Annotated in this window: 23 protein-coding genes; 17 read left to right on the plus strand and 6 right to left on the minus strand. The window is 70.1% G+C overall.

The window, feature by feature from the left end; all coding sequences use genetic code 11:
- Positions 1 to 172: 172 nt before the first annotated feature.
- Positions 173 to 1,258, minus strand: a complete 1,086-nt coding sequence (locus ACIQFZ_RS18200; protein WP_402691666.1) for a hypothetical protein — start codon at positions 1,256 to 1,258, stop codon at positions 173 to 175.
- Positions 1,255 to 1,905 carry a hypothetical protein gene (locus tag ACIQFZ_RS18205; protein ID WP_383057326.1) on the minus strand — a complete coding sequence of 217 codons (651 nt, stop codon included), beginning with the start codon at positions 1,903 to 1,905 and terminating at the stop codon, positions 1,255 to 1,257. Before ACIQFZ_RS18205 ends, ACIQFZ_RS18200 begins: the two co-directional genes overlap by 4 nt.
- Before the next feature lie 250 nt (positions 1,906 to 2,155).
- On the opposite strand from ACIQFZ_RS18205, the gene ACIQFZ_RS18210 reads away from it, so the two are divergent.
- The 4 genes from ACIQFZ_RS18210 (at position 2,156) to ACIQFZ_RS18225 (ending at position 7,640) form a co-directional block, all read left to right on the plus strand.
- Positions 2,156 to 5,134, plus strand: coding sequence for a BTAD domain-containing putative transcriptional regulator (locus ACIQFZ_RS18210; protein ID WP_365416655.1), 2,979 nt, complete (start codon positions 2,156 to 2,158; stop codon positions 5,132 to 5,134).
- 5 nt (positions 5,135 to 5,139) lie between these two features.
- Positions 5,140 to 5,892 (plus strand): prepilin peptidase, encoded by a 753-nt coding sequence (locus ACIQFZ_RS18215; RefSeq protein WP_402691667.1) that lies wholly within the window; start codon positions 5,140 to 5,142, stop codon positions 5,890 to 5,892.
- Positions 5,893 to 5,971: 79 nt separating this feature from the next.
- Entirely contained in the window at positions 5,972 to 7,186 is a 1,215-nt protein-coding gene (gene mqnC / locus ACIQFZ_RS18220; RefSeq protein WP_383057330.1) for a cyclic dehypoxanthinyl futalosine synthase, read from the plus strand.
- A 7-nt stretch (positions 7,187 to 7,193) separates the two neighbouring features.
- Complete coding sequence (locus ACIQFZ_RS18225; protein ID WP_383057331.1) at positions 7,194 to 7,640, plus strand: imidazolonepropionase-like domain-containing protein; 447 nt, start codon at positions 7,194 to 7,196, stop codon at positions 7,638 to 7,640.
- Between the two features lie 31 nt (positions 7,641 to 7,671).
- Here the strand turns inward: ACIQFZ_RS18225 and ACIQFZ_RS18230 are convergent, their stop codons facing one another.
- On the minus strand, positions 7,672 to 8,667 hold the full coding sequence (locus ACIQFZ_RS18230) for a chitinase (protein WP_402691668.1): 996 nt from the start codon (positions 8,665 to 8,667) through the stop codon (positions 7,672 to 7,674).
- Between the two features lie 170 nt (positions 8,668 to 8,837).
- On the opposite strand from ACIQFZ_RS18230, the gene ACIQFZ_RS18235 reads away from it, so the two are divergent.
- A complete protein-coding gene (locus tag ACIQFZ_RS18235) occupies positions 8,838 to 9,530 on the plus strand; it encodes a demethylmenaquinone methyltransferase (protein WP_402691669.1) in 693 nt (230 codons plus the stop codon).
- Positions 9,531 to 9,545: 15 nt separating this feature from the next.
- Here ACIQFZ_RS18235 and ACIQFZ_RS18240 read toward each other — a convergent pair whose 3' ends face one another.
- Together ACIQFZ_RS18240 and ACIQFZ_RS18245 are read right to left on the minus strand one after the other, a co-directional pair.
- On the minus strand, positions 9,546 to 9,881 hold the full coding sequence (locus tag ACIQFZ_RS18240; protein WP_402691670.1) for a PASTA domain-containing protein: 336 nt from the start codon (positions 9,879 to 9,881) through the stop codon (positions 9,546 to 9,548).
- 106 nt (positions 9,882 to 9,987) lie between these two features.
- On the minus strand, positions 9,988 to 10,494 hold the full coding sequence (locus tag ACIQFZ_RS18245; RefSeq protein WP_365416646.1) for a GNAT family N-acetyltransferase: 507 nt from the start codon (positions 10,492 to 10,494) through the stop codon (positions 9,988 to 9,990).
- 47 nt (positions 10,495 to 10,541) lie between these two features.
- Here ACIQFZ_RS18245 and ACIQFZ_RS18250 point away from each other — a divergent pair, with 47 nt between their 5' ends.
- Positions 10,542 to 11,882, plus strand: a complete 1,341-nt coding sequence (locus ACIQFZ_RS18250) for a geranylgeranyl reductase family protein (protein ID WP_402691671.1) — start codon at positions 10,542 to 10,544, stop codon at positions 11,880 to 11,882.
- A 153-nt stretch (positions 11,883 to 12,035) separates the two neighbouring features.
- Here the strand turns inward: ACIQFZ_RS18250 and ACIQFZ_RS18255 are convergent, their stop codons facing one another.
- Positions 12,036 to 12,872, minus strand: coding sequence for a C40 family peptidase (locus ACIQFZ_RS18255; RefSeq protein ID WP_402691672.1), 837 nt, complete (start codon positions 12,870 to 12,872; stop codon positions 12,036 to 12,038).
- A gap of 803 nt (positions 12,873 to 13,675) precedes the next feature.
- Here ACIQFZ_RS18255 and ACIQFZ_RS18260 point away from each other — a divergent pair.
- The 11 genes from ACIQFZ_RS18260 to nuoK are packed head-to-tail and all read left to right on the plus strand — an operon-like array spanning position 13,676 to position 24,531.
- On the plus strand, positions 13,676 to 14,035 hold the full coding sequence (locus ACIQFZ_RS18260; protein ID WP_100569667.1) for an NADH-quinone oxidoreductase subunit A: 360 nt from the start codon (positions 13,676 to 13,678) through the stop codon (positions 14,033 to 14,035).
- A 15-nt stretch (positions 14,036 to 14,050) separates the two neighbouring features.
- Positions 14,051 to 14,605 carry a NuoB/complex I 20 kDa subunit family protein gene (locus tag ACIQFZ_RS18265; RefSeq protein WP_383057334.1) on the plus strand — a complete coding sequence of 185 codons (555 nt, stop codon included), beginning with the start codon at positions 14,051 to 14,053 and terminating at the stop codon, positions 14,603 to 14,605.
- A complete protein-coding gene (locus ACIQFZ_RS18270) occupies positions 14,602 to 15,372 on the plus strand; it encodes an NADH-quinone oxidoreductase subunit C (protein WP_402691673.1) in 771 nt (256 codons plus the stop codon). Before ACIQFZ_RS18265 ends, ACIQFZ_RS18270 begins: the two co-directional genes overlap by 4 nt.
- Positions 15,369 to 16,700 carry an NADH-quinone oxidoreductase subunit D gene (locus tag ACIQFZ_RS18275; RefSeq protein WP_365416639.1) on the plus strand — a complete coding sequence of 444 codons (1,332 nt, stop codon included), beginning with the start codon at positions 15,369 to 15,371 and terminating at the stop codon, positions 16,698 to 16,700. Before ACIQFZ_RS18270 ends, ACIQFZ_RS18275 begins: the two co-directional genes overlap by 4 nt.
- Entirely contained in the window at positions 16,697 to 17,569 is an 873-nt protein-coding gene (gene nuoE, locus ACIQFZ_RS18280) for an NADH-quinone oxidoreductase subunit NuoE (RefSeq protein WP_376651886.1), read from the plus strand. The genes ACIQFZ_RS18275 and nuoE overlap by 4 nt, the downstream gene beginning before the upstream one ends.
- Entirely contained in the window at positions 17,566 to 18,912 is a 1,347-nt protein-coding gene (nuoF, locus tag ACIQFZ_RS18285; protein ID WP_361418139.1) for an NADH-quinone oxidoreductase subunit NuoF, read from the plus strand. Before nuoE ends, nuoF begins: the two co-directional genes overlap by 4 nt.
- Positions 18,909 to 21,413: an NADH-quinone oxidoreductase subunit G gene (locus ACIQFZ_RS18290; RefSeq protein ID WP_402691674.1), complete on the plus strand. Its 2,505-nt coding sequence runs from the start codon at positions 18,909 to 18,911 to the stop codon at positions 21,411 to 21,413. Before nuoF ends, ACIQFZ_RS18290 begins: the two co-directional genes overlap by 4 nt.
- A complete protein-coding gene (gene nuoH / locus ACIQFZ_RS18295) occupies positions 21,410 to 22,774 on the plus strand; it encodes an NADH-quinone oxidoreductase subunit NuoH (protein ID WP_383057338.1) in 1,365 nt (454 codons plus the stop codon). The genes ACIQFZ_RS18290 and nuoH overlap by 4 nt, the downstream gene beginning before the upstream one ends.
- On the plus strand, positions 22,767 to 23,396 hold the full coding sequence (nuoI, locus tag ACIQFZ_RS18300) for an NADH-quinone oxidoreductase subunit NuoI (RefSeq protein ID WP_383057340.1): 630 nt from the start codon (positions 22,767 to 22,769) through the stop codon (positions 23,394 to 23,396). The genes nuoH and nuoI overlap by 8 nt, the downstream gene beginning before the upstream one ends.
- On the plus strand, positions 23,393 to 24,235 hold the full coding sequence (locus tag ACIQFZ_RS18305) for an NADH-quinone oxidoreductase subunit J (RefSeq protein ID WP_365416630.1): 843 nt from the start codon (positions 23,393 to 23,395) through the stop codon (positions 24,233 to 24,235). The genes nuoI and ACIQFZ_RS18305 overlap by 4 nt, the downstream gene beginning before the upstream one ends.
- Positions 24,232 to 24,531, plus strand: a complete 300-nt coding sequence (gene nuoK, locus ACIQFZ_RS18310) for an NADH-quinone oxidoreductase subunit NuoK (RefSeq protein WP_100569676.1) — start codon at positions 24,232 to 24,234, stop codon at positions 24,529 to 24,531. The genes ACIQFZ_RS18305 and nuoK overlap by 4 nt, the downstream gene beginning before the upstream one ends.
- Positions 24,532 to 24,542 lie beyond the last annotated feature (11 nt).

Genomic DNA, 24,542 nt, shown 5'->3' on the forward strand with positions numbered 1-24,542 from the left:
TTATGGGGGAAGTCGAGAGATGCGGCGTGGCTGTTGTGAACGGCGTCGGGGCGTCCGAGGTTGAGGGACGGAAGTTGTGTCGCCCCCGACCTGGCCAAGGCTTGGGTCCTGGGGTGGCGAGGTAGCCCGGCAAGTCGTCCAACGCGGCTGCCGGGGCCCCGCCCGGCGTGTCTCAGCGGTTGATCGACTGGATTTCCTGGACGTTCATGTCCTGGGTTGTTTCGAAGGTGCCGTCGGGGAGGTTGCCCTTGGCGCCGCCGGTGCCTTGCCAGGTGATCTGCCAGGTGATGGACGCCTTGAGGCGGTACGGCTGCCCGTTCGTGGCGCGGAGGTACCTGATGCCGCACGGCGGGGTCTTGTCCGCGTTGCCTTTCGTGTACGGGGTGCCGATCGAGCCGTCGTCGTTGATCGTGCAGTTGTCGGAGGACGGGGAGGTCTCGGCGTCGTCCGTGCCGGGGGTCAGGTGGAGGGCGACCGGCTTGGCCGTCGTCTCGGCCCAGAGGCCCGTGTTGGGCAGTTCGGCGCGGACCTTGACCTCCTTGAACCTGCCCTTGTCCAGCCAGATCCAGGTCGGGAGGTTGACGGTGGACTTGGCCTCGGGTTTCACCTTGATCTCGGTCACGGGGACCTTGATCTTGTCGTAGGCGTACTCGGCAAGGGTTTTGGGGGTGGGGGAGTTCGGGTCGTTCGGGAGGTTGCCCGCGTCGACCCAGAACATGATGCGACCGCAGTCCCAGGAATTCGGGTCGGCGGCGTTGGGGGCGACGCCGCGCCAGAAGTAGCCGCTCTGGCCGAGGTTGTAGTTCTTGTAGCCTTCGGCGGAACTGTTGACGGGTTTGTGCGCATCGAAGTTGTCGGCAGGTTTGCCGTCGCGGTAGTGGTCCGTCCACAGTTCCTTGCCGAACCACGACTCGTGGATGCCGACGTCACCGCCGCCGTCCGAGTCCACGAACTTCTTGAGCCCGGCCGGGGTGAAGGCCGGCTCGTACCAGCAGGCCGGCGGCTTCCAGTTGGAGTCGACCGTACCGAGGTTGCCCCGCTTGCCCCCGCCGTTTCCGCCGCTCACGTAAGTGATCCGGATATGGGAGACGGAGGCCTTAAGGCCTCCCTTGCCGTCGGTGCTGCCGCTCGGCTGATCGGCCGACGGTACGGTGGTGTTGCCCTCCGGGCCGTCAGCGTACGCGTTGCTTCCGGACCCGAGTACGGCTGCGGTTGCCAGAACAGCGGACCAGCGCAGAGCACGTACGGGGAGCGTCATCGCTGACACTCCTTGACACGGCCTTGCACTTCGATCTGCAGAACCTTCCAGACCTTCTCGGACCCCTGCGGGGGCTTCATGAAGAGACGGAATTCCTGATAGGAGTTGAGGCTCTCCTTCGTGTATTTGATCTTCTGTGTCTTGACGTTCTTGCCATAGAACTTGCTCTGGTCCCGGCACATCGTGACGAGCACACCACGGGACGTGCCAACGTCGTCGGTCCTGGCCTTGTAGTAGCTGTCAGTCCCAGTGGCGGTCCACTCGTCCTTCACCCATGCCTGGATCTGGTTCCGGGCGTACTTGGTGGCGATGCCGAGCGAGTAGAACTGATAGGCCGGATCTTCGGGGTCCTGGGCCGTGATGCCGTGGTTCAGGGCCAGGATGTAGTTCTTCGCGCTGTCGAGGGCTGCCTCATGACGGGTGTCGGACAACCGCGTGACGTCGAACTGGACCTGCAAATCGCTCGGCAGGCTCATATCGGGTTGGCCGGAACCGGCGGAAGCCGACACCGTAGGCGTAGCCGCCCCCGTGTCCGCCCCCTTGATGTCATCGGACTTGGCGTCCCCGCCCCCGCCGCACGCGGTGAGCGTGAGGACCGCGATGGCGGTGAGTGCGGTGGCGGCTGTGGGTAGGGCGCGGCGGGCCACGGTGGATCTCCCCCGGAAGACGACGACGTGTGCAGCGGACAACGAAGCTATCAGGGGCGACAGGGGAGGATTTGGGTGCTCGGCGGGGGATTGTGGGGGAAGTCGAGAGGTATGGCGTGGCTGTTGTGAACGGGCTGGGGGCGTCCGAAGTTGAGGGGCGGAAGCTGTGTCGCCCCCGTCAATAGGATCTCTGTAGGCTCAGTACGCCCCATTTACCGCACCCACTTCACACACCATCAGGACACCCGCCATGCCGCGACGCCGTAGTTCAAGCTCGACGGGAAGCCCGACGGGAGGCTCGACGGCCCCGAGGAACCGGACGCCGCAGCCGGTGCGGGTGCGGCGGCGGACGGCCGGGGACTTCGTGAAGGCGTTCCTCGCCTTCCTGGCCCTGCTCGTCCTGCTCGTCGGTGTGCCGCTGGCGCTGGCCACGCAGATCGGATGGCCGCTGCCGCACGGCGTGCCGAGCCTGGACTGGCTCCAGCAGGAGATCACCGTCCAGACCTTCCTGAGCATCCTGACGGTCGTCGTCTGGCTCGCCTGGGCGCAGTTCACCGCCTGTGTGCTCGTGGAGATGAAGGCCGCGCTCTCCGGGGTCGGTGTGCCGGGACGGGTGCCCGGAGCCGGCCCCAGCCAGCTGCTCGCGCGGCAACTCGTCGCCGCGCTGCTGCTCGTCGGGGCCACGGCCGCCAGCTTCACGCCGGGGCTGTCGCAGCTCGGGCACGGCCTGGAGGGGAACCAGAAGGGGACCGTCGCCGCCGCGCAGCAGACGCCGGGCGGGCTGTTCGGACAGCAGCGGGAGCAGGCCGCGAACACCGCGGCGGCCGTCGCCGAGCAGGCCGCGACCGCCGCCGCGAAGGCGGAGGCCAAGCAGGGCGACACGAAGTACTACCGGATCCAGCCGCCCGAGGGGCGCCACCACGACTCGCTCTGGGAGATCGCCCAGCGGCACCTCGGCGACGGGCGCCGGTACAAGGAGATCTACCAACTCAACAAGGACCGGGTCCAGCCCGACGGCTCCCGGCTGTCCGAGGCCAGCCTCATCCGGCCCGGCTGGATCATGGAGATGCCCGCGGACGCGCACGGCGGCGAACTCGTCGAGATGCCCGACGGCGCGCCGGGCGTCTCCGAGCAGGTGCGGCAGCAGATCCACGACTACGCCAAGACCGGCGATCACGCCCAGGGCGGGGGCGACCACGCGCAGGGCGGCGGCCATCAGCAGGGCGGTGGCTCCCACGCCTCCGTACCCGCCCAGCGGCCCGCCTCCGACGCCGGGCAGGACCGGCAGCGGCAGGCCGACGACAGCGCCGCCACCGCCGCCACCCCCGCCTCCTCCGGGCGTTCCTTCGGACTGCCCGAAGCCCTCCTCGGCGCTCCGCTCCTCGCCGCCGGTCTCCTCGGCGCACTCGGCCACCGGCGCCGGCAGGCACTGTGGCAGTCGGCGCTCGGCGCCGTCGGCGGGCGGCGCGGCATGGAGCCGCCGACGCCGACCGGGGACGCGCTGGACGTGCAGGACGCGCTCCTGGTGGGCGCCGACCCCGAGGGCGTACGGCGGCTCGACCGGTCTCTGCGCGCCCTCGCCGCCGCCCTCGCCGCCGAGTCCCGGCCGCTGCCCGTCGTCTACGCGGCCTGGCTCACCGGAGGCGACCTGCACCTCCAGCTCGCGCAGCCGGCAGGCAAGCCGCCCGCGCCCTGGCAGACCGGGCAGGACGAGACGTTCTGGATGCTGGCGCGCGCCGACGCCGAGCAGTACGAGGACGCCGACACCGCCGCCCCGTACCCCGGGCTGGTCAGCCTCGGCACCATGGACGACTCCCGCCTGCTGCTCAACCTGGAGGCCGTGCCCGGCATCGTCTCGCTGAGCGGCCGCGCCTCCGACCGGGCCGCCGTGTTCGCCTCGGTCGCCGCCGAACTCGCCACCAACGGCTGGTCGGACCGCATGACCGTCACCCTCGTCGGCTTCGGTCAGGACCTGACCCCGCTCGCTCCCAACCGCCTGCGCCACCTCGACGGCATCGAGGCGCTGCTTGAGACCATGGAGGCCGAGACGCGGCAGCGGCGCGGTGCGCTGGGGGCCGCCGGGCACGACTCCGTGCTCACCGGCCGTACCGGGCCCGCGCAGCACACCCGTTGGGCCCCGCACCTGGTGCTGCTGGCCGCTCAGCCCTCGGCCGAGGACGCCCGCAGGCTCGCCGAACTCGCCGCCGACGCCAGCCGGTTGGGCATCGGCTACCTAGTCGGCACCGAGTCCGACGAACTGCCCGGCGCCGCCTGGGAGATGGAGATCACCAGCGAGGGCAGGCTGCTCGCCCCGCTGCTCGGGCTCGAACTCGACGCGCAGATGCTGCCGTCGGCCGAACAGCAGGCGGTCGTCGAGCTGTTCGTCGAGGCCGACCCGGAGAGCGGGCCCGAGGGGCCGACGCCCACCCCGCCGTTCCTCGTCGACATCAGCGAGCAGGGGCGGCCCGCGGTGTACGCGCGGCTCGTGGGCCCGTACGAGATCATCGGCCTCGACACCCCGGACGACGAGCGCAGCGCGCTGCTGCACGAGGCGCTGGCGCTGCTGCTCCTGCACCGGGAGGGCGTGCATCCGCGGGTGTTGTCCTCCGCGCTGTGGCCGCGCGGTGTCACCGACGACGTGCGGGACGCGCTGGTCGAGCGGCTGCGCTCCTGGCTCGGCACCGACCCCGACGGCACCCCCCGGCTCGGTACGGACGACACCGGGCGGCTCACCCTCGCCAAGTCCGTCGTCTCCGACCTGGACGTGCTGCGCTCGCTGTACCACGAGGCCACGCAGGGCAAGGGCGCGGACAACCGGGCCGTACGCGGCCGGCTGCTCACCGACGCGCTGGTAGTGGTGCGCGGACCGCTGCTGGCCGACCGGCCCGAGGGCCGCTACCGGTGGCTCACCCACGAGATCGTCGACGCCCAACTGCCCCTCATCGTCGCGGACATCGGGCTCGCCCTGTCCTCCTTCCACCTGGAGAAGGACCGCGCGGAGAAGGCGATCGAGGCGCTGGACGGCGCGCTGCGCACCGCCCCGGCCGACGAGCGCCTGTGGAACGAGCTGCTGCGCGCCACGCACGCCACCGGCGACACCGCCCGCCTCGAGGCGCTCGCCGCCGACCTCGTCGGCCGCGGCGGCGCCCGCGGCCTGCCGCCGCGCACCGAGGCCCTGCTCGACGAGCTGCTGCCGGCCTGGCGCAGCGCCGTCGCCGCGGCGGGCTGAGCACCGTGCCGCCGACCGGTCTGCCGCTGGTCGCCGCCGCCGCGCTGTGGGGCGCGGTGGCGGGCGCGTCGCTGCCGCGGGCCGCGTACCGGTTCTCCGTGCCGTCGGGGGAGGCGTGGCAGGAGCGTTGCCCAGGCGGGCACCCGGTGCGCGGCTGGATCGGGCGCGGGCGGTGCGGACAGTGCGCCACCACCCTTGCCGGCGGTGGCGCCTCGTACGGTCCCCGCACCCCGGCGACAGCCGCTGCCACCGCCCTCGTCTGCGCAGCCCTCGCCGCCGTCACCGGTGGCCGGCCCGAACTCGCCGTCTGGCTGCTGCTCGCGCCGGTCGGCGTGCTGCTCGCGGTGGTCGACTTCCGGGTGCGGCGGCTGCCCGACGTGCTGACCCTGCCCCTCGCGGGCGCCGCCCTCGCGCTCCTCGGCCTGGCCGCCCTGGTCCCCGGACACGCCGGCCACTGGCCGACCGCGCTGTACGGCGCCCTCGCGCTCGGCGGCGGCTACTTCGTGCTGTTCCTCGTCAACCCCGCCGGGATGGGGTTCGGCGACGTGAAGCTGGCCCTCGGGGCGGGCGCCGTCCTCGGCTGGTACGGCTGGCCCGTCGTCCTGCTGGGCACCTTCGCCGGTTTCCTGTTCGGCGCGCTGTACGGCGGTGCGCTCGTCGTCGTACGGCGGGCCGGGCGCAAGACGGCCATCGCGTTCGGGCCGTTTCTGATCGCGGGGGCGTTCGCCGGAGTCCTGATCGGCGCGTACGGAACCTGAGGTCAGCATCGCGAAACGGCTGACGTAGGCTGGTTCGGTCTGTCCACAACCCCTTACGAATCCTGCGAAAGGGACGCCGGTGACCGAGAAGGCCGACCTCACATCTCCTGATGTCACAGCCGTCCTCGACCGTGCCGCCGCGGGCGGACGGATCACTCCCGAGGAAGCGCTCGACCTCTACCGCCACGCGCCGCTGCACGCGCTGGGCGCCGCCGCCGACGCCGTGCGCCGTCGGAAGTACGCGGGCACGGAGCACATCGCGACGTACATCATCGAGCGCAACATCAACTACACGAACGTGTGCGTCACCGCGTGCAGGTTCTGCGCCTTCTACGCCGCCCCCAAGGACGTGGAGAAGGGGTGGACCCGCGACCTCGACGACATCCTGCGGCGCTGCGCCGAGACCGTCGAACTCGGCGGCACGCAGATCATGTTCCAGGGCGGCCACCACCCGGACTACGGCGTCGAGTACTACGAGAAGCACTTCAGCGCCATCAAGGAGGCCTTCCCGCAGCTGGTGATCCACTCGCTGGGTGCCTCCGAGGTGGACCACATGGCGCGGATCTCTGGTGTGTCGGTGGAGGAGGCCATCACGCGCATCCACGCGGCCGGCCTGGACTCCTTCGCCGGAGCCGGCGCCGAGCTGCTGCCGGAGCGGCCGCGCAAGGCCATCGCCCCGCTGAAGGAGTCCGGGGAGCGCTGGCTGGAGATCATGGAGGCCGCGCACCGGCTGGGCGTGGAGTCCACCTCGACGATGCTCATGGGCACCGGTGAGACGAACGCCGAGCGGATCGAGCACCTGCGGATGATCCGTGACGTGCAGGACCGCACCGGCGGCTTCCGGGCGTTCATCCCGTACACCTACCAGCCGGAGAACAACCACCTGAAGGGCCGTACGCAGGCCACTCTCTTCGAGTACCTGCGGATGATCGCGATCGCGCGCCTCTTCCTCGACAACGTGATGCACATCCAGGGCTCCTGGCTGACCACGGGCAAGGAGGTCGGCCAGCTGACGCTGCACTACGGCGCCGACGACCTGGGCTCGATCATGCTCGAGGAGAACGTCGTGTCGTCGGCCGGCGCCAAGCACCGCTCCAACCGGATGGAGATCATCGAGCTCATCCGGAAGGCGGGGCGGGTTCCGGCACAGCGGGCGACGACGTACGAGCACCTCGTCGTCCACGACGACCCGGCGAACGACCCGGTCGACGACCGCGTGATGTCCCACATCTCGTCGACGGCGATCGCGGGCGGGACGGCCCACCCCGAGCTGAAGCTGCTCGCCCCCAACTGAGGTACGGGTGCTGACGATTCACGCGGCGGACGAGGTCCGCGCCGACTGGGACGCGGAACCGGTCGAGGGCGGTGCGGTCGCCGTCGAGGGCGCCCGGGTCGCGGCCGTGGGGACGCTCGCCGAGCTGGAGCGGCGGTTTCCGCACGCGCGCGTGCGGCGCTGGCCGGGCGTGCTCGGGCCCGCGCGCGTCCACGAAGGGCCGCTGCCCGACGCGCCGAGTCCGCGCGAGCGTGTGCACGCGGTCCTCAAGCTCGGTGCGACGGCCGTGCTCGCCGCGCACGCGGACGCGCCCGGACTGCGGGAGGCCGCCGCCCGGAACGACGTCGCCGTCCTTGCCGGACCCCGGCCGGCGGCAGTGGTGGAGGGCGGCCGTGCCGACCTCTCCGTCTTCGACGGCGGCGGCGCCTGCCTCGCCACCGTGTGCGCGGGGCGCCTGGTGCACCGCAGGCGCTGAGGCCGCCCGCCTCGGCCGCCGAACTCCCGCCTCAGCCGCCGAACTCCCGGGCGAACGCCCCCGGCTTCTGCTTCACGCCGCTGCAGTCGGTCGCCGCGTCCGCCCGGGACGGGACACCCTTCTCGCACTGCCGGTCGCGGAAGGTGGACCACATCGAGACCCAGGCGATCCGCTTCTCCTCGGCGAAGGAGCGCACCTGGGCCGCGTCCTCGAGCGTGAAGGTCTCGCCGGCGATGTCGTTGGCGCCGATCATCGAGGTGAGCGCCATTCCCTCCCAGGCCGCGGCGTTCGACAACCCGAAGACCTTCTTCAGCTGGGTGTGGGCGGCCTTCGCGGCGGTGAGGGCGTAGTCGCCCATGTCGCCGGTGTAGGACTCGGCGTAGTTCATGGTCATGAGGTTGACGGTCGAGACCTGCACGTCGTGCACGTTCGCGGACTCCAGCAGGGCCAGACCGTGGGAGTCCAGCCCGGACGGCATGACGGGCAGCGTGAAGGACACCTCCAGGCCGGGGCGCTGCTTCTGCAGCCGCGCGATCGCCCGCGAGCGCAGGTCGACGGAGGCGGAGTCGGCCAGCGTACGGCCCTCGATGTCGAAGTCGGCCTGGGTCGAGCCCGCCGCGTCCAGGGCCTTCCCGTACGCGTCCGTCAGCGCGGAGGCGTTCCCACAGGTCGTCGCCAGCTCCTTGCCGGAGGCCCCGCCGAAGGAGACGCGCACCGTGGCGCCCGACTTCCTCAGCTTCCCGATCCGGGACTTCACCTCGGCGTCGTCCATCCCGAACATGCCGTCCCACCGCGGTGTGCAGTCACTGCCGCCGGAGATGACGAAGGCGAGGTTGTACGTCGCGGGCGAGCCCGCGGAGTCGGTGCCCGTGGCCGTCGTGGCGCTCACGTACGGGGCGTACGAGGTGCTGGACTCCGAAGCTTTGGGGGCCGCGTCGGAGGTGCCGTCGGACATCGAGGAGCAGCCCGTGGCGGCCAGGGCGAACAGGCAGGTGAGCCCGGCCACCGGCGTCAGGTAACTCCTCATTGCGCATGCACCAGCCCTCGTGATGTCCGTCCTGGAATCCAAACACAGCGGGATCCCGGTCCGGAGAGAGCCTCCCTGCGGACCGGGAACCGCGTTCCGAGCCTGCCATCGAAAGCCGTGCCGCCGGGGCACTTCCGTCAAGCGCCACCCCCGCCTGCCACAATGGGACGGTGACCCGCGCATCCCTGGAGAAGCAGCCGCACGACGTCGCCTCGATGTTCGACGACGTGGCGGAACGGTACGACCTGACCAACGACGTGCTGTCCCTGGGGCAGGACCGGCGGTGGCGGAAGGAGGTCGCCAGGGCGGTCGACGCCCGGCCCGCGCAGAAGATCCTCGATCTCGCCGCCGGCACGGCCACCTCCTCGCTGCCCTTCACCCGCGCCGGCGCCTACGTCGTCCCCTGCGACTTCTCGCTCGGGATGCTGCGGGTCGGCAAGCAGCGGCACGCCTGGCTGCCGTTCACGGCGGGCGACGCGACGCGGCTGCCGTTCAAGGACGACACCTTCGACGCCGTCACCATCTCCTTCGGGCTGCGCAACGTGCAGGGCACCGAGACGGCCCTGAGTGAGATGTACCGGGTGACCCGGCCCGGCGGCCGGGTGGTCATCTGCGAGTTCTCGCACCCCACCTGGGCGCCGTTCCGCACTGTCTACACCGAGTACCTGATGCGCGCCCTGCCGCCCGTGGCGCGCGCGGTGTCCTCCAACCCGGACGCGTACGTCTACCTCGCCGAGTCCATCCGGGCCTGGCCCGACCAGCCCGCGCTGGCCGGGCTGCTGCGCACGGCCGGCTGGTCGAAGGTGGCCTGGCGCAATCTCAGCGGCGGGATCGTGTCCCTGCACCGGGGTTTCAAGGGCTGACGGCCGCGCGGGCCGTCACACGGGACTGACCGCGTACGGATCGTCCGGTTCGTCGACTTCGCGCTGGAGACCGCCCGTGGGCGGCCGCGGGACGCGCGGCTCGCGGACGCCTCCGCCGCCCTCGCCCGTGCCGAAGTCGAACCACACGTAGACCATGGAGTCCCGCGGCACCTCGGCACCGGCCTGCGGGTACTGGCGGACGACGTAGTCGACGACCGTGAGATGGAAGTCAGGGCGGTCCGGCGCGTTGAGGAACAGGCCCTGGGCGCGGGCGGTCTCGCGCGCGTCCACGGCCATCAGCCCGACCAGGCGTGGCACGCGCACTTCGGGTGTCTTGGGTGTTATGTACACAGACGTCACCCCCAGCGGTACTGGCAGAGTAACCGGCCAGGGGTGCCACCCGGAAGCGCCAAGTGCCTTACTGTGACAGTCGATTACGCAAGGTGACCGGTCGCGGTCACAGCTCCAGCCGGTAGCAGTGCCCCTGCCGCTGCGACACCGGCGTCATGAAGGTCTGCGCCAGCCGCATGCCGAGGCGCTCGGTGACCGCGATGGACCGCTTGTTGCGGGAGTCGACCATGGCCACCACGCTCGTCAGGCCGGTCGCGCGCAGCCGCTCCAGGGTCATGTGGGCCGCCGCCGTGACGTATCCGCGACCCCAGTGTTCGCGGCCGAGCCGCCAGCCGATCTCGATCTCGCCGGTGGGGCCCCAGTCCCGCTCCCACGGCTGGGCGCCGGTGAAGCCGATGACGCGGCCGGTCTCGTCGAGCATCGTCCACAGGCAGAAGCCGCGTTCGGCGTCGTGCCGCCGCTGACGGGCGGTGAGTTCCTCGTAGACGGAAAGCTCCGCGGGACTGCCGCCGTGGAACTCCATGACGTCCGGGTCGGCAAAGATCCGGTGCCAGGCCACGGCGTCCTCATCGGTGGGCACACGCAGACGTACGACGGGGAGAGCTCGGTTCACGGGGCAGCCCTTCAGCCGGGTGATCAATTCTCCTGCATAGACTGCCCATGTCCAGTGCCGGTCGGCACGCAGATTCCGAACCTTGGGGAGATCCCGCCGTGACCGTGACTGAGCCCCTCTCCGAGAACACAGCCGATGTGATCGTCGTGGGCGCGGGGCCGTCCGGGTCCACCACCGCCTACCACCTCGCCCGGGCCGGACTCGACGTACTCCTGCTGGAGAAGACCGAGTTCCCGCGGGAGAAGGTCTGCGGCGACGGCCTCACCCCGCGCGCCGTCAAGCAACTCGTCGCGATGGGCATCGACATCTCCGAGGAGGCCGGCTGGCTGCGCAACAAGGGCCTGAGGATCATCGGCGGAGGCGTCCGCCTCCAGCTCGACTGGCCCGACCTCGCCTCCTTCCCGGACTACGGACTCGTGCGCAAGCGCGACGACTTCGACGAGCAGCTCGCCCGGCAGGCGCAGAAGGCGGGCGCGCGGCTGTTCGAGCGCTGCAACGTGTCCGCGCCGCTCGTCGACGACCGCACCGGCCGCATCACCGGGGTCAAGGCCAAACTGGGTGAGGAGAAGCGCGAGGTCACCTTCCACGCGCCGCTCGTCGTCGCCGCCGACGGCAACTCCACCCGGCTGTCCCTGGCGATGGGCCTGCACCGCCGCGAGGACCGCCCGATGGGCGTCGCGGTGCGCACCTACTTCACCAGCCCGCGCCACGACGACGACTACCTGGAGTCCTGGCTGGAGCTGTGGGACCGGCGCGGCCCCCAGGACCGGCTGCTGCCCGGCTACGGCTGGATCTTCGGCATGGGCGACGGCACCTCCAACGTCGGCCTGGGCGTGCTCAACACCTCCGATTCCTTCAAGGAACTGGACTGGCGCGAGGTGCTCAAGGCCTGGTGCGCGTCGATGCCCGAGGACTGGGGCTACACCCCGGACAACATGACCGGCCCGATCCGCGGCGCCGCACTGCCCATGGCCTTCAACCGCCAGCCCCACTACACGCGGGGCCTGCTGCTCGTCGGCGACGCGGGCGGCCTGGTCAACCCCTTCAACGGCGAGGGCATCGCCTATGCGATGGAGTCCGGCCAGCTCGCCGCCGACGTCATCGTCCAGGCCCACTCCCGGGCCACCCCGGCGCAGCGCGAACTCGCCCTGCGGCGCTACCCGCGCGTCCTGAAGGACACCTACGGCGGCTACTACACGCTGGGCCGCGCCTTCGTGAAGCTCATCGGCAACCCGAAGGTCATGCAGATCGCCGCCCAGCGCGGGCTGACCCACCCGGTGCTGATGAAGTTCACCCTCAAGCTCCTGGCCAACCTCACCGACCCGACGGGCGGCGACGCGATGGACCGCATCATCAACGGCCTGAGCAAGGTGGCCCCGAAGGCGTGAGCACACGCGGGCACGACGTCGGGGCCGGCTCGCCTTCGAGCCGGCCCCGGTCGTGTCATACGGGGTGAAGCGGGCGAATCGGGAACGACGGAAGGGCCGCTGCCCCCGAGCGGCTGCGGCCCTTCAGTCCGTTACGGCTGTCCGTGGGCGTCCTCAGAGCACCCGGACCGCGCCGGACGGCGGGTCGTAGGACAGCGGACGCTCGACGACGCCCGTGGACGGGTTCTGCGCACCGACGAACATACCGTTGCCGACGTAGACACCCACGTGGTACGCGCTGCCCGCGCCACCCCAATAGAGGATGTCGCCCACCTGGAGGTTGGACAGCGACACCTGGGTGCCGGCGGTCGACTGGTCCTGGGAGACGCGCGGCAGGCTGATGCCGACCTGCTTGAAGGCGGTCTGCACCAGGCCGGAGCAGTCGTAGGCGGACGGGCCGGTGGCGCCGGAGACGTAGGCCTTGCCGACCTGGGACTTGACGAACGAGACCACCGACGCGGCCGAACCGGTCGCCGTGGACACGCTCGCGGAGGTGCTGCCGGCGCTCGCAGAGGCGCTGAGCGTCGGCCGCGCGGTCGTGCGCGAGGCACGCTCGGCGGCGGCCTTGCGGGCGGCCTCGGCGGCCTTCTTCCGGGCGGCCTCGGCGGCCTTCTTGCGGGCCTCCGCCTTCTTCTGAGCGTCGGCCAGGTCCGCCTTGGCCTGCTTTGCGGCGTTTGCGGCGGCCGCGTCGCGCTCGGCGCCCAGCCGGTAGTTGGCGGCGGCCTGCTCCGTGGCCTCCGCCGACTGGGCCACCTGGGCGGCCAGGTCGGAGGTCAGCGTGGGCAGTTCGAGGGTCTGGGTCGCCGGCTCGGCGGCGTTCGCCGACGAGGCCGACGCGCCGGCCACTGCCAGGGTGCCGAGGACGCCGCCGGCAACTCCGGCCCGCATCGCGACTCTCGACGCGCTACGGCGTGGCTTCCGGTGGCTGCGTATGTGAGCGGTGTGGGACATGGGAACAACCGGTACCAGGGGCTCCTTCATATCTTCAAGAAACGTGTGGTGCGCCACATTTGCTCAACGGGGCGGCCAAATCCCGGGGCCGGGTTTCCTTATTGACGCCGTAACGGACATTGCGGGCGCGTGTGATCATGCCTTTGATCATGGTCTTTCGCTGTTACGCCCGAATTGCCCTCGACCTACCATCCGTGCGGATCGTTGGCCAAGCCTGACTCTCAGACTCCTCTCATGGACGTGACGGAGGTCACGGAACGGTCACCGCCTCGCGGCGCGTCCGCGCGGTGGACTCACTGGTCACATTTGTCACTTGAGTCCCATTGGTGAAACTGCGCCCGAGCAGCCTCGCGAGTCGCACATCCGACTTGTGAACGGGTGAACGTGTCCACATTTCGCGTCGGCGTCCCCCTGATGTGTGAAAAGCAGATCCATATCAAGGTCTTGACACTGTTCGCCACTTTGCGTCGGGCGCCGGGCATCTGATAGTGCACACCCCCTCCGACCTGCAATTACGAGGTAAAATGTGACCAGTAGTGATCACGCGGGTGCTTCGCGTGCGAAGATCACCGCTCATCCGACTTGATGATCGTTCGTCAGGTGGTGGAGATCACAAAGCTCATGCAATACCCCGTGTCGCAGATCACAGAGCGTCGGGCATAAGATGCGAGGCAGTTGGGCTTGTGACCTGCTTCACATGTTCTCGATCTTGGCCGGACGAGCCGGGAACAGGGGGACGGGTGAGGCAGCCGTGAGCCCAGCGACCGCCAGCAGTCAGTGCCGACTGAGAGGAGCGAGGAGCGGTGAACGCTTATGCGCCCATCCTCGTACTGGGAGCCCTCGGGGCAGGCTTTGCGATCTTCTCCGTGGTCATGGCCACGCTGATCGGACCCAAGCGGTACAACCGCGCCAAACTCGAGGCATACGAGTGCGGTATCGAGCCGACCCCCACGCCGGCCGGCGGCGGGCGCTTTCCCATCAAGTACTACCTGACGGCGATGCTCTTCATCGTCTTCGACATCGAGATCGTCTTCCTCTACCCGTGGGCCGTCAGCTTCGACGCCCTGGGTGTTTTCGGGCTCGTGGAGATGCTGCTCTTCGTGCTCACCGTCTTCGTCGCGTACGCGTACGTATGGCGGCGCGGCGGCCTGGAATGGGACTGAGGGGCCTTTAACGACATGGGACTCGAAGAAAAGCTGCCGAGCGGCTTCCTGCTGACCACCGTCGAGCAGGCCGCGGGCTGGGTGCGCAAGGCGTCCGTCTTTCCGGCCACCTTCGGCCTCGCCTGCTGCGCGATCGAGATGATGACCACCGGCGCCGGCCGCTACGACCTGGCGCGCTTCGGCATGGAGGTCTTCCGCGGTTCGCCCCGTCAGGCGGACCTGATGATCGTGGCCGGCCGGGTCAGCCAGAAGATGGCGCCGGTCCTCCGGCAGGTCTACGACCAGATGCCCGACCCCAAGTGGGTGATCTCGATGGGCGTGTGCGCCTCCTCGGGCGGCATGTTCAACAACTACGCGATCGTCCAGGGCGTCGACCACATCGTCCCGGTCGACATCTACCTGCCGGGCTGTCCGCCCCGGCCCGAGATGCTGATGGACGCGATCCTCAAGCTGCACCAGAAGATCCAGTCCACCAAGCTCGGCGTGAACGCCGAGGAGGCCGCCCGCGAGGCGGAGGAGGCCGCGCTCAAGGCCCTGCCCACGATCGAGATGAAGGGGCTGCTGCGATGAGCGACGGACACGGCAAGGACGTCAACGGGTCCGCGAACGGGGTGAACCCCGAGAAGGACCTGTCCGCCGACAACCTCCCCGGCCAGCGCGGCCAGGGCGGCGAGGAGATCCGCGTCCAGCGCGGCATGTTCGGCGCCAACAACGGCGGCGACACCTCCGGATACGGCGGCCTGGTCCGCTCGGTCCGGCTCCCGGGACCGGCGAGCCGTCCCTACGGCGGCCCGGGCGGATGCTTCGACGAGATCGCCGACGAACTCGAGGGCGCGCTGGAGGAGCAGGGCCTCCTCCCGGAGAACGCGATCGAGAAGACGGTCGTCGACCGCGGCGAACTGACCTTCCACATCGAACGCGAGCACCTGGTGCGCGTCGCCCGCACCCTGCGCGACGACCCCGCCCTGCGCTTCGAGCTGTGCACCGGCGTCAGCGGTGTCCACTACCCGCACGACAAGGGCCGCGAGCTGCACGCCGTGTACCACCTGCGCTCGATCACCCACAACCGGCTGATCCGCCTCGAGGTCAGCGCTCCCGACGCCGACCCGCACATCCCGTCGCTGGTCCCCGTCTATCCGACCAACGACTGGCACGAGCGCGAGACGTACGACTTCTTCGGGATCGTCTTCGACGGCCACCCGGCCCTCACGCGGATCATGATGCCGGACGACTGGCAGGGCCATCCGCAGCGCAAGGACTACCCCCTCGGCGGCATCCCCGTCGAGTACAAGGGCGCCCAGATCCCGGCTCCGGACCAGCGGAGGTCGTACTCATGAGCACGCACACCCCGTCGTCGGCCTCCGCGCGCGAGACCACCGAGGGCACGGTCTACACGGTCACCGGTGGCGACTGGGACGAGGTCGCCCGCTCCGCGGCCCGCGCCGACGACGAGCGCATCGTCGTCAACATGGGCCCCCAGCACCCGTCCACCCACGGCGTGCTCCGGCTGATCCTGGAGATCGACGGTGAGACGGTCACCGAGGCCCGCTGCGGCATCGGCTATCTGCACACCGGCATCGAGAAGAACCTCGAGTACCGCACGTGGACGCAGGGCACCACCTTCGTCACGCGCATGGATTACCTGACGTCCTTCTTCAACGAGACCGCCTACTGCCTCGCCGTCGAGAAACTCCTCGGCATCGAGGACCAGATCACCGAGCGTGCCAAGATCATCCGGGTGCTCCTGATGGAGCTGAACCGGCTCTCCTCCCACCTGGTGTGCATCGCCACCGGCGGCATGGAACTGGGCGCCACCACGATCATGATCTACGGATTCCGTGATCGTGAAATGATTCTCGACCTCTACGAGCTCATCACGGGCCTGCGGATGAACCACGCGTACATCCGGCCCGGCGGACTCGCCCAGGACCTGCCGCCCGGCGCGGTGGACCAGATCCGCGAGTTCGTGAAGAAGATGACGAAGAACCTCCCGGAGTACGACAAGCTCGCCACCGGGAACCCCGTCTTCAAGGCCCGTATGCAGGACGTCGGCTACCTCGACCTGGCCGGCTGCATGGCCCTCGGCGCCACCGGCCCGATCCTGCGCTCCACCGGCCTGCCGCACGACCTGCGCAAGACGCAGCCCTACTGCGGCTACGAGACGTACGACTTCGACATCCCGACCGCCGACACCTGCGACTCCTACGGCCGCTTCCTGATCCGCCTGGAGGAGATGCGCCAGTCGCTCAGGATCGTCGAGCAGTGCCTGGACCGGCTGGAGCCGGGCCCGGTCATGGTCGCCGACAAGAAGATCGCCTGGCCCGCCCAGCTCGCCCTGGGACCGGACGGACTCGGCAACTCCCTCGACCACATCAAGAAGATCATGGGCACCTCCATGGAGGCCCTGATCCATCACTTCAAGCTGGTCACCGAGGGCTTCCGCGTCCCGCCGGGGCAGGCGTACGCGGCGGTCGAGTCGCCCAAGGGCGAACTCGGGGTGCACGTCGTCTCCGACGGAGGCACCCGCCCGTACCGGGTCCACTTCCGGGACCCGTCCTTCACCAACCTTCAGGCGATGGCGGCGATGTGCGAGGGCGGCCAGGTCGCCGACGTCATCGTCGCCGTCGCGTCCATCGACCCCGTGATGGGAGGCGTCGACCGGTGACCACCAGTTCTTCGGAGCAGGGCGTCAGCCTGGGCATGCCCGAACTGCCCGCGCCCGACTACCCGGACGACGTCCGCACCCGGCTCGAGCGGGACGCGCGCGAGATCATCGCCCGCTACCCGGACTCCCGGTCCGCCCTCCTTCCGCTGCTGCACCTGGTGCAGTCGGAGGAGGGCCACGTCACGCGCACCGGAATGCGGTTCTGCGCGGACGTGCTCGGCCTGACCACGGCCGAGGTCACCGCGGTCGCCACCTTCTACACCATGTACCGGCGCAAGCCGTCCGGTGACTACCAGGTGGGCGTCTGCACCAACACCCTGTGCGCCGTGATGGGCGGCGACGCCATCTTCGAGGCCCTCCAGGAGCACCTCGGCGTCGGCAACGGCGAGACCACCGACGACGGCAAGGTCACCCTGGAGCACATCGAGTGCAACGCGGCCTGCGACTACGCGCCGGTCGTGATGGTCAACTGGGAGTTCTTCGACAACCAGAACCCGGCGAGCGTCAAGCGCCTGGTCGACGACCTGCGCGCGGGACGGCCGGTGACGCCCACGCGCGGCGCGCCCCTGTGCACGTTCAAGGAGACCGCCCGGATCCTGGCGGGCTTCCCCGACGAGCGCGAAGGGGCGACGGAGGCCGGCGGCAGCGCGGGACCCGCCTCGCTGGTGGGCCTTCGCCTGGCCAAGGGGGAGGCCGCACCCGCGCGCGTGGTCCACCCGCGCGACGGCGGACCGCAGGACGCGGCCGTGCACCAGCCGTCGCCGGCCGAGCACCTGAGCTCGCACGACGCGCCGCAGGCCACATCGGCCTCCGATCCGTCCCGTCCGCAGGGACCCGTCGGAGACGTCGGAGAGGAGGGGGAGGGATGACCTTGGCACCGGAAATCGACGAGAGCAGCCCCGAGAAGCTGCTCGTACCCGTGCTGTCGGCCTTCTGGGACGAGGACAGGTCCTGGACGCTGGACGTGTACCGGAGGCACGAGGGGTACGAGGGACTCCGCAAGGCGCTCGCCATGTCGCCGGACGACGTAATCGCGTACGTCAAGGACTCCGGTCTGCGCGGCCGCGGCGGCGCGGGGTTCCCCACGGGAATGAAGTGGCAGTTCATTCCCCAGGGCGATGGCAAGCCGCACTATCTTGTTGTCAACGCCGACGAATCGGAGCCCGGGACCTGCAAGGACATCCCGCTCCTCTTCGCGAACCCGCACAGCCTCATCGAGGGCATCGTCATCGCGTGCTACGCCATCAGGTCGTCGCATGCCTTCATCTATCTGCGGGGTGAAGTCGTCCCCGTACTGCGGCGGTTGCACGAGGCCGTGCGCGAGGCCTACGCGGCCGGCTACCTCGGCGAGAACATCCTGGGCAGCGGCCTCGACCTCGACCTCACCGTGCACGCCGGCGCCGGCGCGTACATCTGCGGTGAGGAGACCGCGCTGCTGGACTCGCTCGAAGGCCGCCGTGGTCAACCGCGGCTGCGTCCTCCCTTCCCCGCCGTCGCGGGCCTCTACGCGTGCCCGACTGTGGTGAACAACGTCGAGTCCATCGCGTCGGTTCCCGCGATCCTGCACAACGGCAAGGACTGGTTCCGGTCGATGGGCAGCGAGAAGTCCCCCGGCTTCACGCTCTACTCGCTCAGCGGCCATGTCGCCAACCCCGGCCAGTACGAGGCCCCGCTCGGCATCACGCTGCGTCAGCTGCTCGACATGAGCGGCGGCATGCGCCCCGGGCACCGGCTGAAGTTCTGGACGCCGGGCGGCTCCTCGACGCCGATGTTCACCGACGAGCACCTCGACGTGCCGCTCGACTACGAGGGCGTGGGCGCCGCGGGCTCGATGCTCGGCACCAAGGCCCTCCAGTGCTTCGACGAGACGACCTGCGTGGTGCGGGCGGTGACCCGGTGGACCGAGTTCTACGCCCACGAGTCCTGCGGCAAGTGCACGCCGTGCCGTGAAGGAACGTACTGGCTGGTGCAGTTGATGCGGGACATCGAGGCCGGCAAGGGCGTCATGTCCGACCTCGACAAGCTGAACGACATCGCCGACAACATCAACGGCAAGTCCTTCTGCGCCCTCGGTGACGGTGCCGCCTCCCCGATCTTCTCCTCCCTGAAGTTCTTCCGCGAGGAGTACGAGCAGCACATCACGGGCCGGGGCTGCCCCTTCGACCCGGCCAAGTCCACGGCCTGGGCCGATCGCACGGAGGTGAACCCATGACCGTGACCACCAACGCTCCCGCGGGCGGGGGAGAGGCGGCGGTCCCGCCGGAAGAGCTCGTGACGCTGACGATCGACGGAGCTGAGATCAGCGTGCCCAAGGGCACCCTGGTCATCCGGGCCGCCGAAGAGCTCGGCATCGAGATCCCCCGGTTCTGCGACCACCCCCTGCTCGACCCGGCCGGCGCCTGCCGCCAGTGCATCGTCGAGGTCGAGGGCCAGCGCAAGCCGATGGCCTCCTGCACGATCACCTGCACGGACGGGATGGTCGTCAAGACCCAGCTCACCTCGCCGGTCGCCGAGAAGGCCCAGCACGGCGTGATGGAGCTGCTGCTCATCAACCACCCGCTGGACTGCCCGGTCTGCGACAAGGGCGGCGAGTGCCCGCTGCAGAACCAGGCCATGTCGCACGGCAACGCCGAGTCACGCTTCGAGGGCAGGAAGCGGACCTACGAGAAGCCCGTGCCGATCTCCACACAGGTGCTGCTCGACCGGGAGCGGTGCGTGCTGTGCGCCCGCTGCACCCGGTTCTCCAACCAGGTCGCCGGCGACCCGATGATCGAGCTGATCGAGCGGGGCGCGCTCCAGCAGGTCGGCACCGGCGAGGGCGACCCCTTCGAGTCGTACTTCTCCGGCAACACCATCCAGATCTGCCCCGTCGGGGCGCTCACCTCGGCGGCGTACCGCTTCCGCTCCCGCCCCTTCGACCTGGTCTCCTCGCCGTCGGTGTGCGAGCACTGCTCGGGCGGCTGCGCCACCCGCACCGACCACCGGCGCGGCAAGGTCATGCGGCGGCTCGCCGCCAACGACCCCGAGGTCAACGAGGAGTGGATCTGCGACAAGGGGCGCTTCGCGTTCCGGTACGCGCAGATGAAGGACCGGCTGACCACGCCCCTGGTGCGCAACCCCGAGGGCGAGCTGGTGCCGGCGTCCTGGCCGGAGGCACTGGAGATCGCCGCCCAGGGCCTGCTCGCCTCCCGCGGGCGGACCGGAGTCCTCACCGGCGGCCGGCTCACCGTCGAGGACGCCTACGCCTACAGCAAGTTCGCGCGCGTGGCGCTGGACACCAACGACATCGACTTCCGCGCGCGCGTGCACAGCGCCGAGGAGGCCGACTTCCTCGCCTCCCGGATCGCCGGCCGCGGCCGGGACCTCGACGGCAGCGGTGTCACGTACACCGCGCTGGAGAAGGCGCCCGCCGTGCTGCTCGTCGGGTTCGAGTCCGAGGAGGAGGCACCCGGCGTCTTCCTCCGGCTGCGCAAGGCCTGGCGCAAGCACGGGCAGAAGGTGTTCGCGCTGGCCACGCACGCCACGCGGGGCCTGGAGAAGGCGGGCGGCACCCTGCTGCCGGCCGCGCCGGGCACCGAGAACGAGTGGCTGGACGCGCTGGCGGGCGGTGTCGGACTGGAGGACGACGGCACCCGGGCCGCCGAGGCCCTGCGGGCCGAGGGCTCGGTCATCGTCGTCGGCGAGCGGCTCGCCGGAGTGGCCGGCGGCCCGACCGCCGCCGTACGGGCCGCCGCCGCGACCGGCGCGCAGCTGGTGTGGATCCCGCGCCGGGCCGGTGAGCGCGGCGCGGTCGAGGCCGGCGCGCTGCCGTCGCTGCTGCCGGGCGGGCGCCCGGCCACCGACCCGCGTGCGCGGGAGGAGGTCGCCGCGCTCTGGGGCGTCGCCGAACTCCCGCACCGCTACGGCCGCGACACCGGGCAGATCGTCGAGGCCGTGGCCGCGGGCCAGCTCCAGGCCCTGCTCGTCGCCGGAGTGGAGGTCGCCGACCTGCCCGAGCCGGCACGCGCGCGTGCGGCGCTGTCCGAGGCGGGCTTCGTGGTGTCGCTGGAACTGCGGCCCAGCGAGGTCACGGAACACGCGGACGTGGTCCTGCCCGTCGCCGCCGTCGCCGAGAAGGCCGGCACCTTCCTCAACTGGGAGGGCAGGGTCCGCTTCTTCGAGGCCGCGCTCAAGCCGGAGCAGATGACCCGCACCCTGTCGCCCACCGACGCGCGCGTGCTGCAGATGCTGGCCGACGCCATGGACGTCCACCTGGGCCTGCCGGACCTGCGGACCGTGCGCGCGGAGCTGGACCGGCTGGGTGCCTGGACCGGACCGCGCGCCGACGACCCGGTGCACAGCGCGGGCGCGACGCCGCGCCCGGCCGCCGGGGAGGCTCTGCTCGCGGGGCACCGGCTGCTGCTCGACCAGGGTGTCCTCCAGGAGGGCGACGAGGCGCTCGCCGGGACCCGGCACGCCGCACGCGCACGCGTGTCGGCCGCCACGGCCGCCGAGGCAGGCGTCGCGGACTCCGCCGCGTTCGCCGTGACCGGTCCCGCCGGCACGGTCGAACTCTCGCTGGAGATCACCGAGATGCCCGACCGGGTGGTGTGGCTCCCGCTGAACTCCGTCGGCGGGGGCGTCGCCTCCGACACCGGGGCGCTGCCCGGCTCCCTCGTCCGCATCGGCCCGGCGACGTCCTCGACCGAGGCCCCCAAGGAGGTGGAGGCATGAGTCCGTACCTCGCCGCTGAGAACCTGTCGATGTTCGGCACCGATCCCTGGTGGCTGGTCGTCGTCAAGGCGGTGTTCTGCTTCGCCTTCCTGATGGTGACGGTGCTGTTCTCCATCGTCTGGGAGCGCAAGGTCGTCGCCTGGATGCAGTTGCGCATCGGCCCCAACCGGAACGGGCCCTGGGGCATGCTCCAGTCGCTCGCCGACGGCGTGAAGCTGATGCTCAAGGAGGACGTCGTCGTCAAGCGCGCGGACAAGGTGGTCTACGTCCTCGCGCCGATCGTCGCGGCCATCCCGGCCTTCATGGCGATCGCGGTGATCCCCTTCGGACCGGCGAACAACGAGATCTCGATCTTCGGCCACCGCACCGCGATGCAGCTGACCGACCTGCCGATCGCGATGCTCTACATCCTCGCGGTCGCCTCCGTCGGCATCTACGGCATCGTGCTGGCGGGCTGGAGCTCCGGATCGACCTACCCGCTCCTGGGCGGACTGCGGTCCTGCGCGCAGATGATCTCCTACGAGATCGCCATGGGCGCCGCGTTCGCCTCGGTCTTCCTGTACTCGGGCTCGATGTCGACGTCGACGATCGTCGAGCAGCAGCACGACCGCTGGTTCATCCTGCTGCTGCCGGTCTCCTTCATCCTCTACATCGTCACGATGGTCGGGGAGACGAACCGCGCGCCGTTCGACATGCCGGAGTCCGAGGGCGACCTGGTCGGCGGCTTCAACACCGAGTACTCGTCGATCAAGTTCGCGATGTTCATGCTCGCCGAGTACGTGAACATGGTGACGGTCTCCGCGGTGTCGACCACGCTCTTCCTGGGCGGCTGGCGGGCCCCCTGGCCGATCAGCACCTTCTGGGAGGGCGCCAACCACGGCTGGTGGCCGCTGCTCTGGTTCGTGATCAAGGTCCAGCTGCTGCTGTTCTTCTTCATCTGGCTGCGCGGCACGCTCCCGCGGGTCCGCTACGACCAGCTGATGAAGCTCGGCTGGAAGGTCCTCATCCCGGTCTCCGTGGCCTGGCTGATGCTCGTCGCGACCGTCCGGGTCCTGCGCAACGAGAACTACGGCTTCGCCGACATCGCCCTCTATGTCGTGGGTGCCGTACTGACGGTGCTGGTCCTGTCCTTCGTCGCCGACATGTTCCGTCAGCGGACGAAGGCCGCCGAGCAGCCCGAGGCCGAGCCGGCCGCCTTCGACGCGATGGCCGGCGGATTCCCCGTACCGCCGCTGCCGGGGCAGGATCTGCCGCCGGTGCCGCGGCGCCGCTCGCGCCGCGAGCGGGAGTTGATTGTCAGTGGCGGATCGGACACTGCCAGTGACGGACCTCTGGATGGAAAGGAGGCGTCCGATGGCTGAGGAGCCCAAGGAGACCAAACCCGGTTTCCTGAACCCCGTCGCCGGCTTCGGCGTGACCTTCAAGGCCATGTTCAAGAAGCGGCTGACCGAGCAGTACCCGGAGCAGCAGAAGACCACGGCTCCGCGCTTCCACGGACGGCACCAGCTCAACCGCCATCCGGACGGCCTGGAGAAGTGCGTCGGCTGCGAGCTGTGCGCCTGGGCCTGCCCCGCCGACGCCATCTACGTGGAGGGCGCCGACAACACTGACGAGGAGCGCTACTCGCCGGGCGAGCGGTACGGCCGCGTCTACCAGATCAACTACGCCCGCTGCATCCTGTGCGGCCTGTGCATCGAGGCGTGCCCCACGCGCGCGCTGACGATGACCAACGAGTTCGAACTGGCCGACTCCAGCCGCGCCAACCTCATCTACACCAAGGAGCAGCTGCTCGCCGGTCTCGAAGAGGGCATGGTCGACACGCCGCACGCCATCTACCCGGGGACGGACGAGCAGGACTACTACCGGGGCCTGGTGACGGAGGCCGCGCCCGGCACGGTGCGCCAGGTCGCCGTCTCCAAGGGCGAACAGGGTCAGATGGCAGGCCCTTCGGGCGCGGCTGAGGAACAGGGGGCTGACGCATGAGCGCGCAGCTCGCCGCCTACTCCACCTCCACCGGAGAGGCCTTCCAGTTCTGGGTACTCGGTACCGTCGCGGTGATCGGCGCCCTGTGCACCGTCTTCATGAAGAGGGCCGTGCACAGCGCGCTGTGCCTGGCCGCCACCATGATCGTCCTGGCGATCTTCTACCTCACCAACGGCGCCTACTTCCTGGGCATCGTGCAGATCGTCGTCTACACCGGCGCGATCATGATGCTGTTCCTGTTCGTGGTGATGCTCGTCGGCGTGACCGCGGCGGACTCCCTGAAGGAGACCATCAAGGGCCAGCGCTGGCTGGCCCTGCTGTGCGGGCTCGGCTTCGGCATCCTGCTGATCGCGGGTATCGCCAACGCCTCCCTGAAGGAGTTCAACGGCATCGGCAAGGCCAACGCGGGCGGCAACGTGGAGGGCCTGGCCTCCCTCCTCTTCACCCGCTACGTCTTCGCCTTCGAACTCACCGGCGCACTGCTGATCACGGCCACCGTCGGCGCCATGGTGCTCACCCACCGAGAGCGCACCGAGCGGGCCAGGACCCAGCGCGAGCTGGCCGAGCAGCGCGTGCGCGAGGGACGGCACGTACCGCCGCTGCCGGCGCCCGGCGTCTACGCCCGGCACAACGCCGTGGACATCGCCGGACTGCTGCCCGACGGCACCCCGTCCGAGCTCACCGTCAGCAAGACGCTGCGCGAGCGCGGGCAGATCCGTGACGTCTCGGCCGAGGCACTCAACGACCTCAAGGCCCTGGAGCAGCGCGCCGCGCAACGCCTGGAGCGCACCGCGATGGAGCCTACGGCCTTCAAGCGGCCCGAGGAGGCGTCGAAGTGAACCCTGTGAACTACCTCTATCTCGCCGCCCTGCTGTTCACGATCGGCGCCACCGGCGTGCTGATCCGGCGCAACGCCATCGTGGTCTTCATGTGCATCGAGTTGATGCTGAACGCCTGCAACCTCGCGCTCGTCACCTTCTCGCGGATGCACGGCAACCTCGACGGCCAGATCATCGCGTTCTTCACGATGGTCGTCGCCGCGGCGGAGGTCGTGGTCGGGCTCGCGATCATCGTGTCGGTGTTCCGTTCCCGTCACTCGGCCTCGGTCGACGACGCCAGCCTGATGAAGCTGTAAGGGGTCGGAAG

The sequence above is a fragment of the Streptomyces sp. NPDC093064 genome, from assembly GCF_044754605.1.
In the GTDB taxonomy this organism is placed as follows: Bacteria; Actinomycetota; Actinomycetes; order Streptomycetales; family Streptomycetaceae; genus Streptomyces.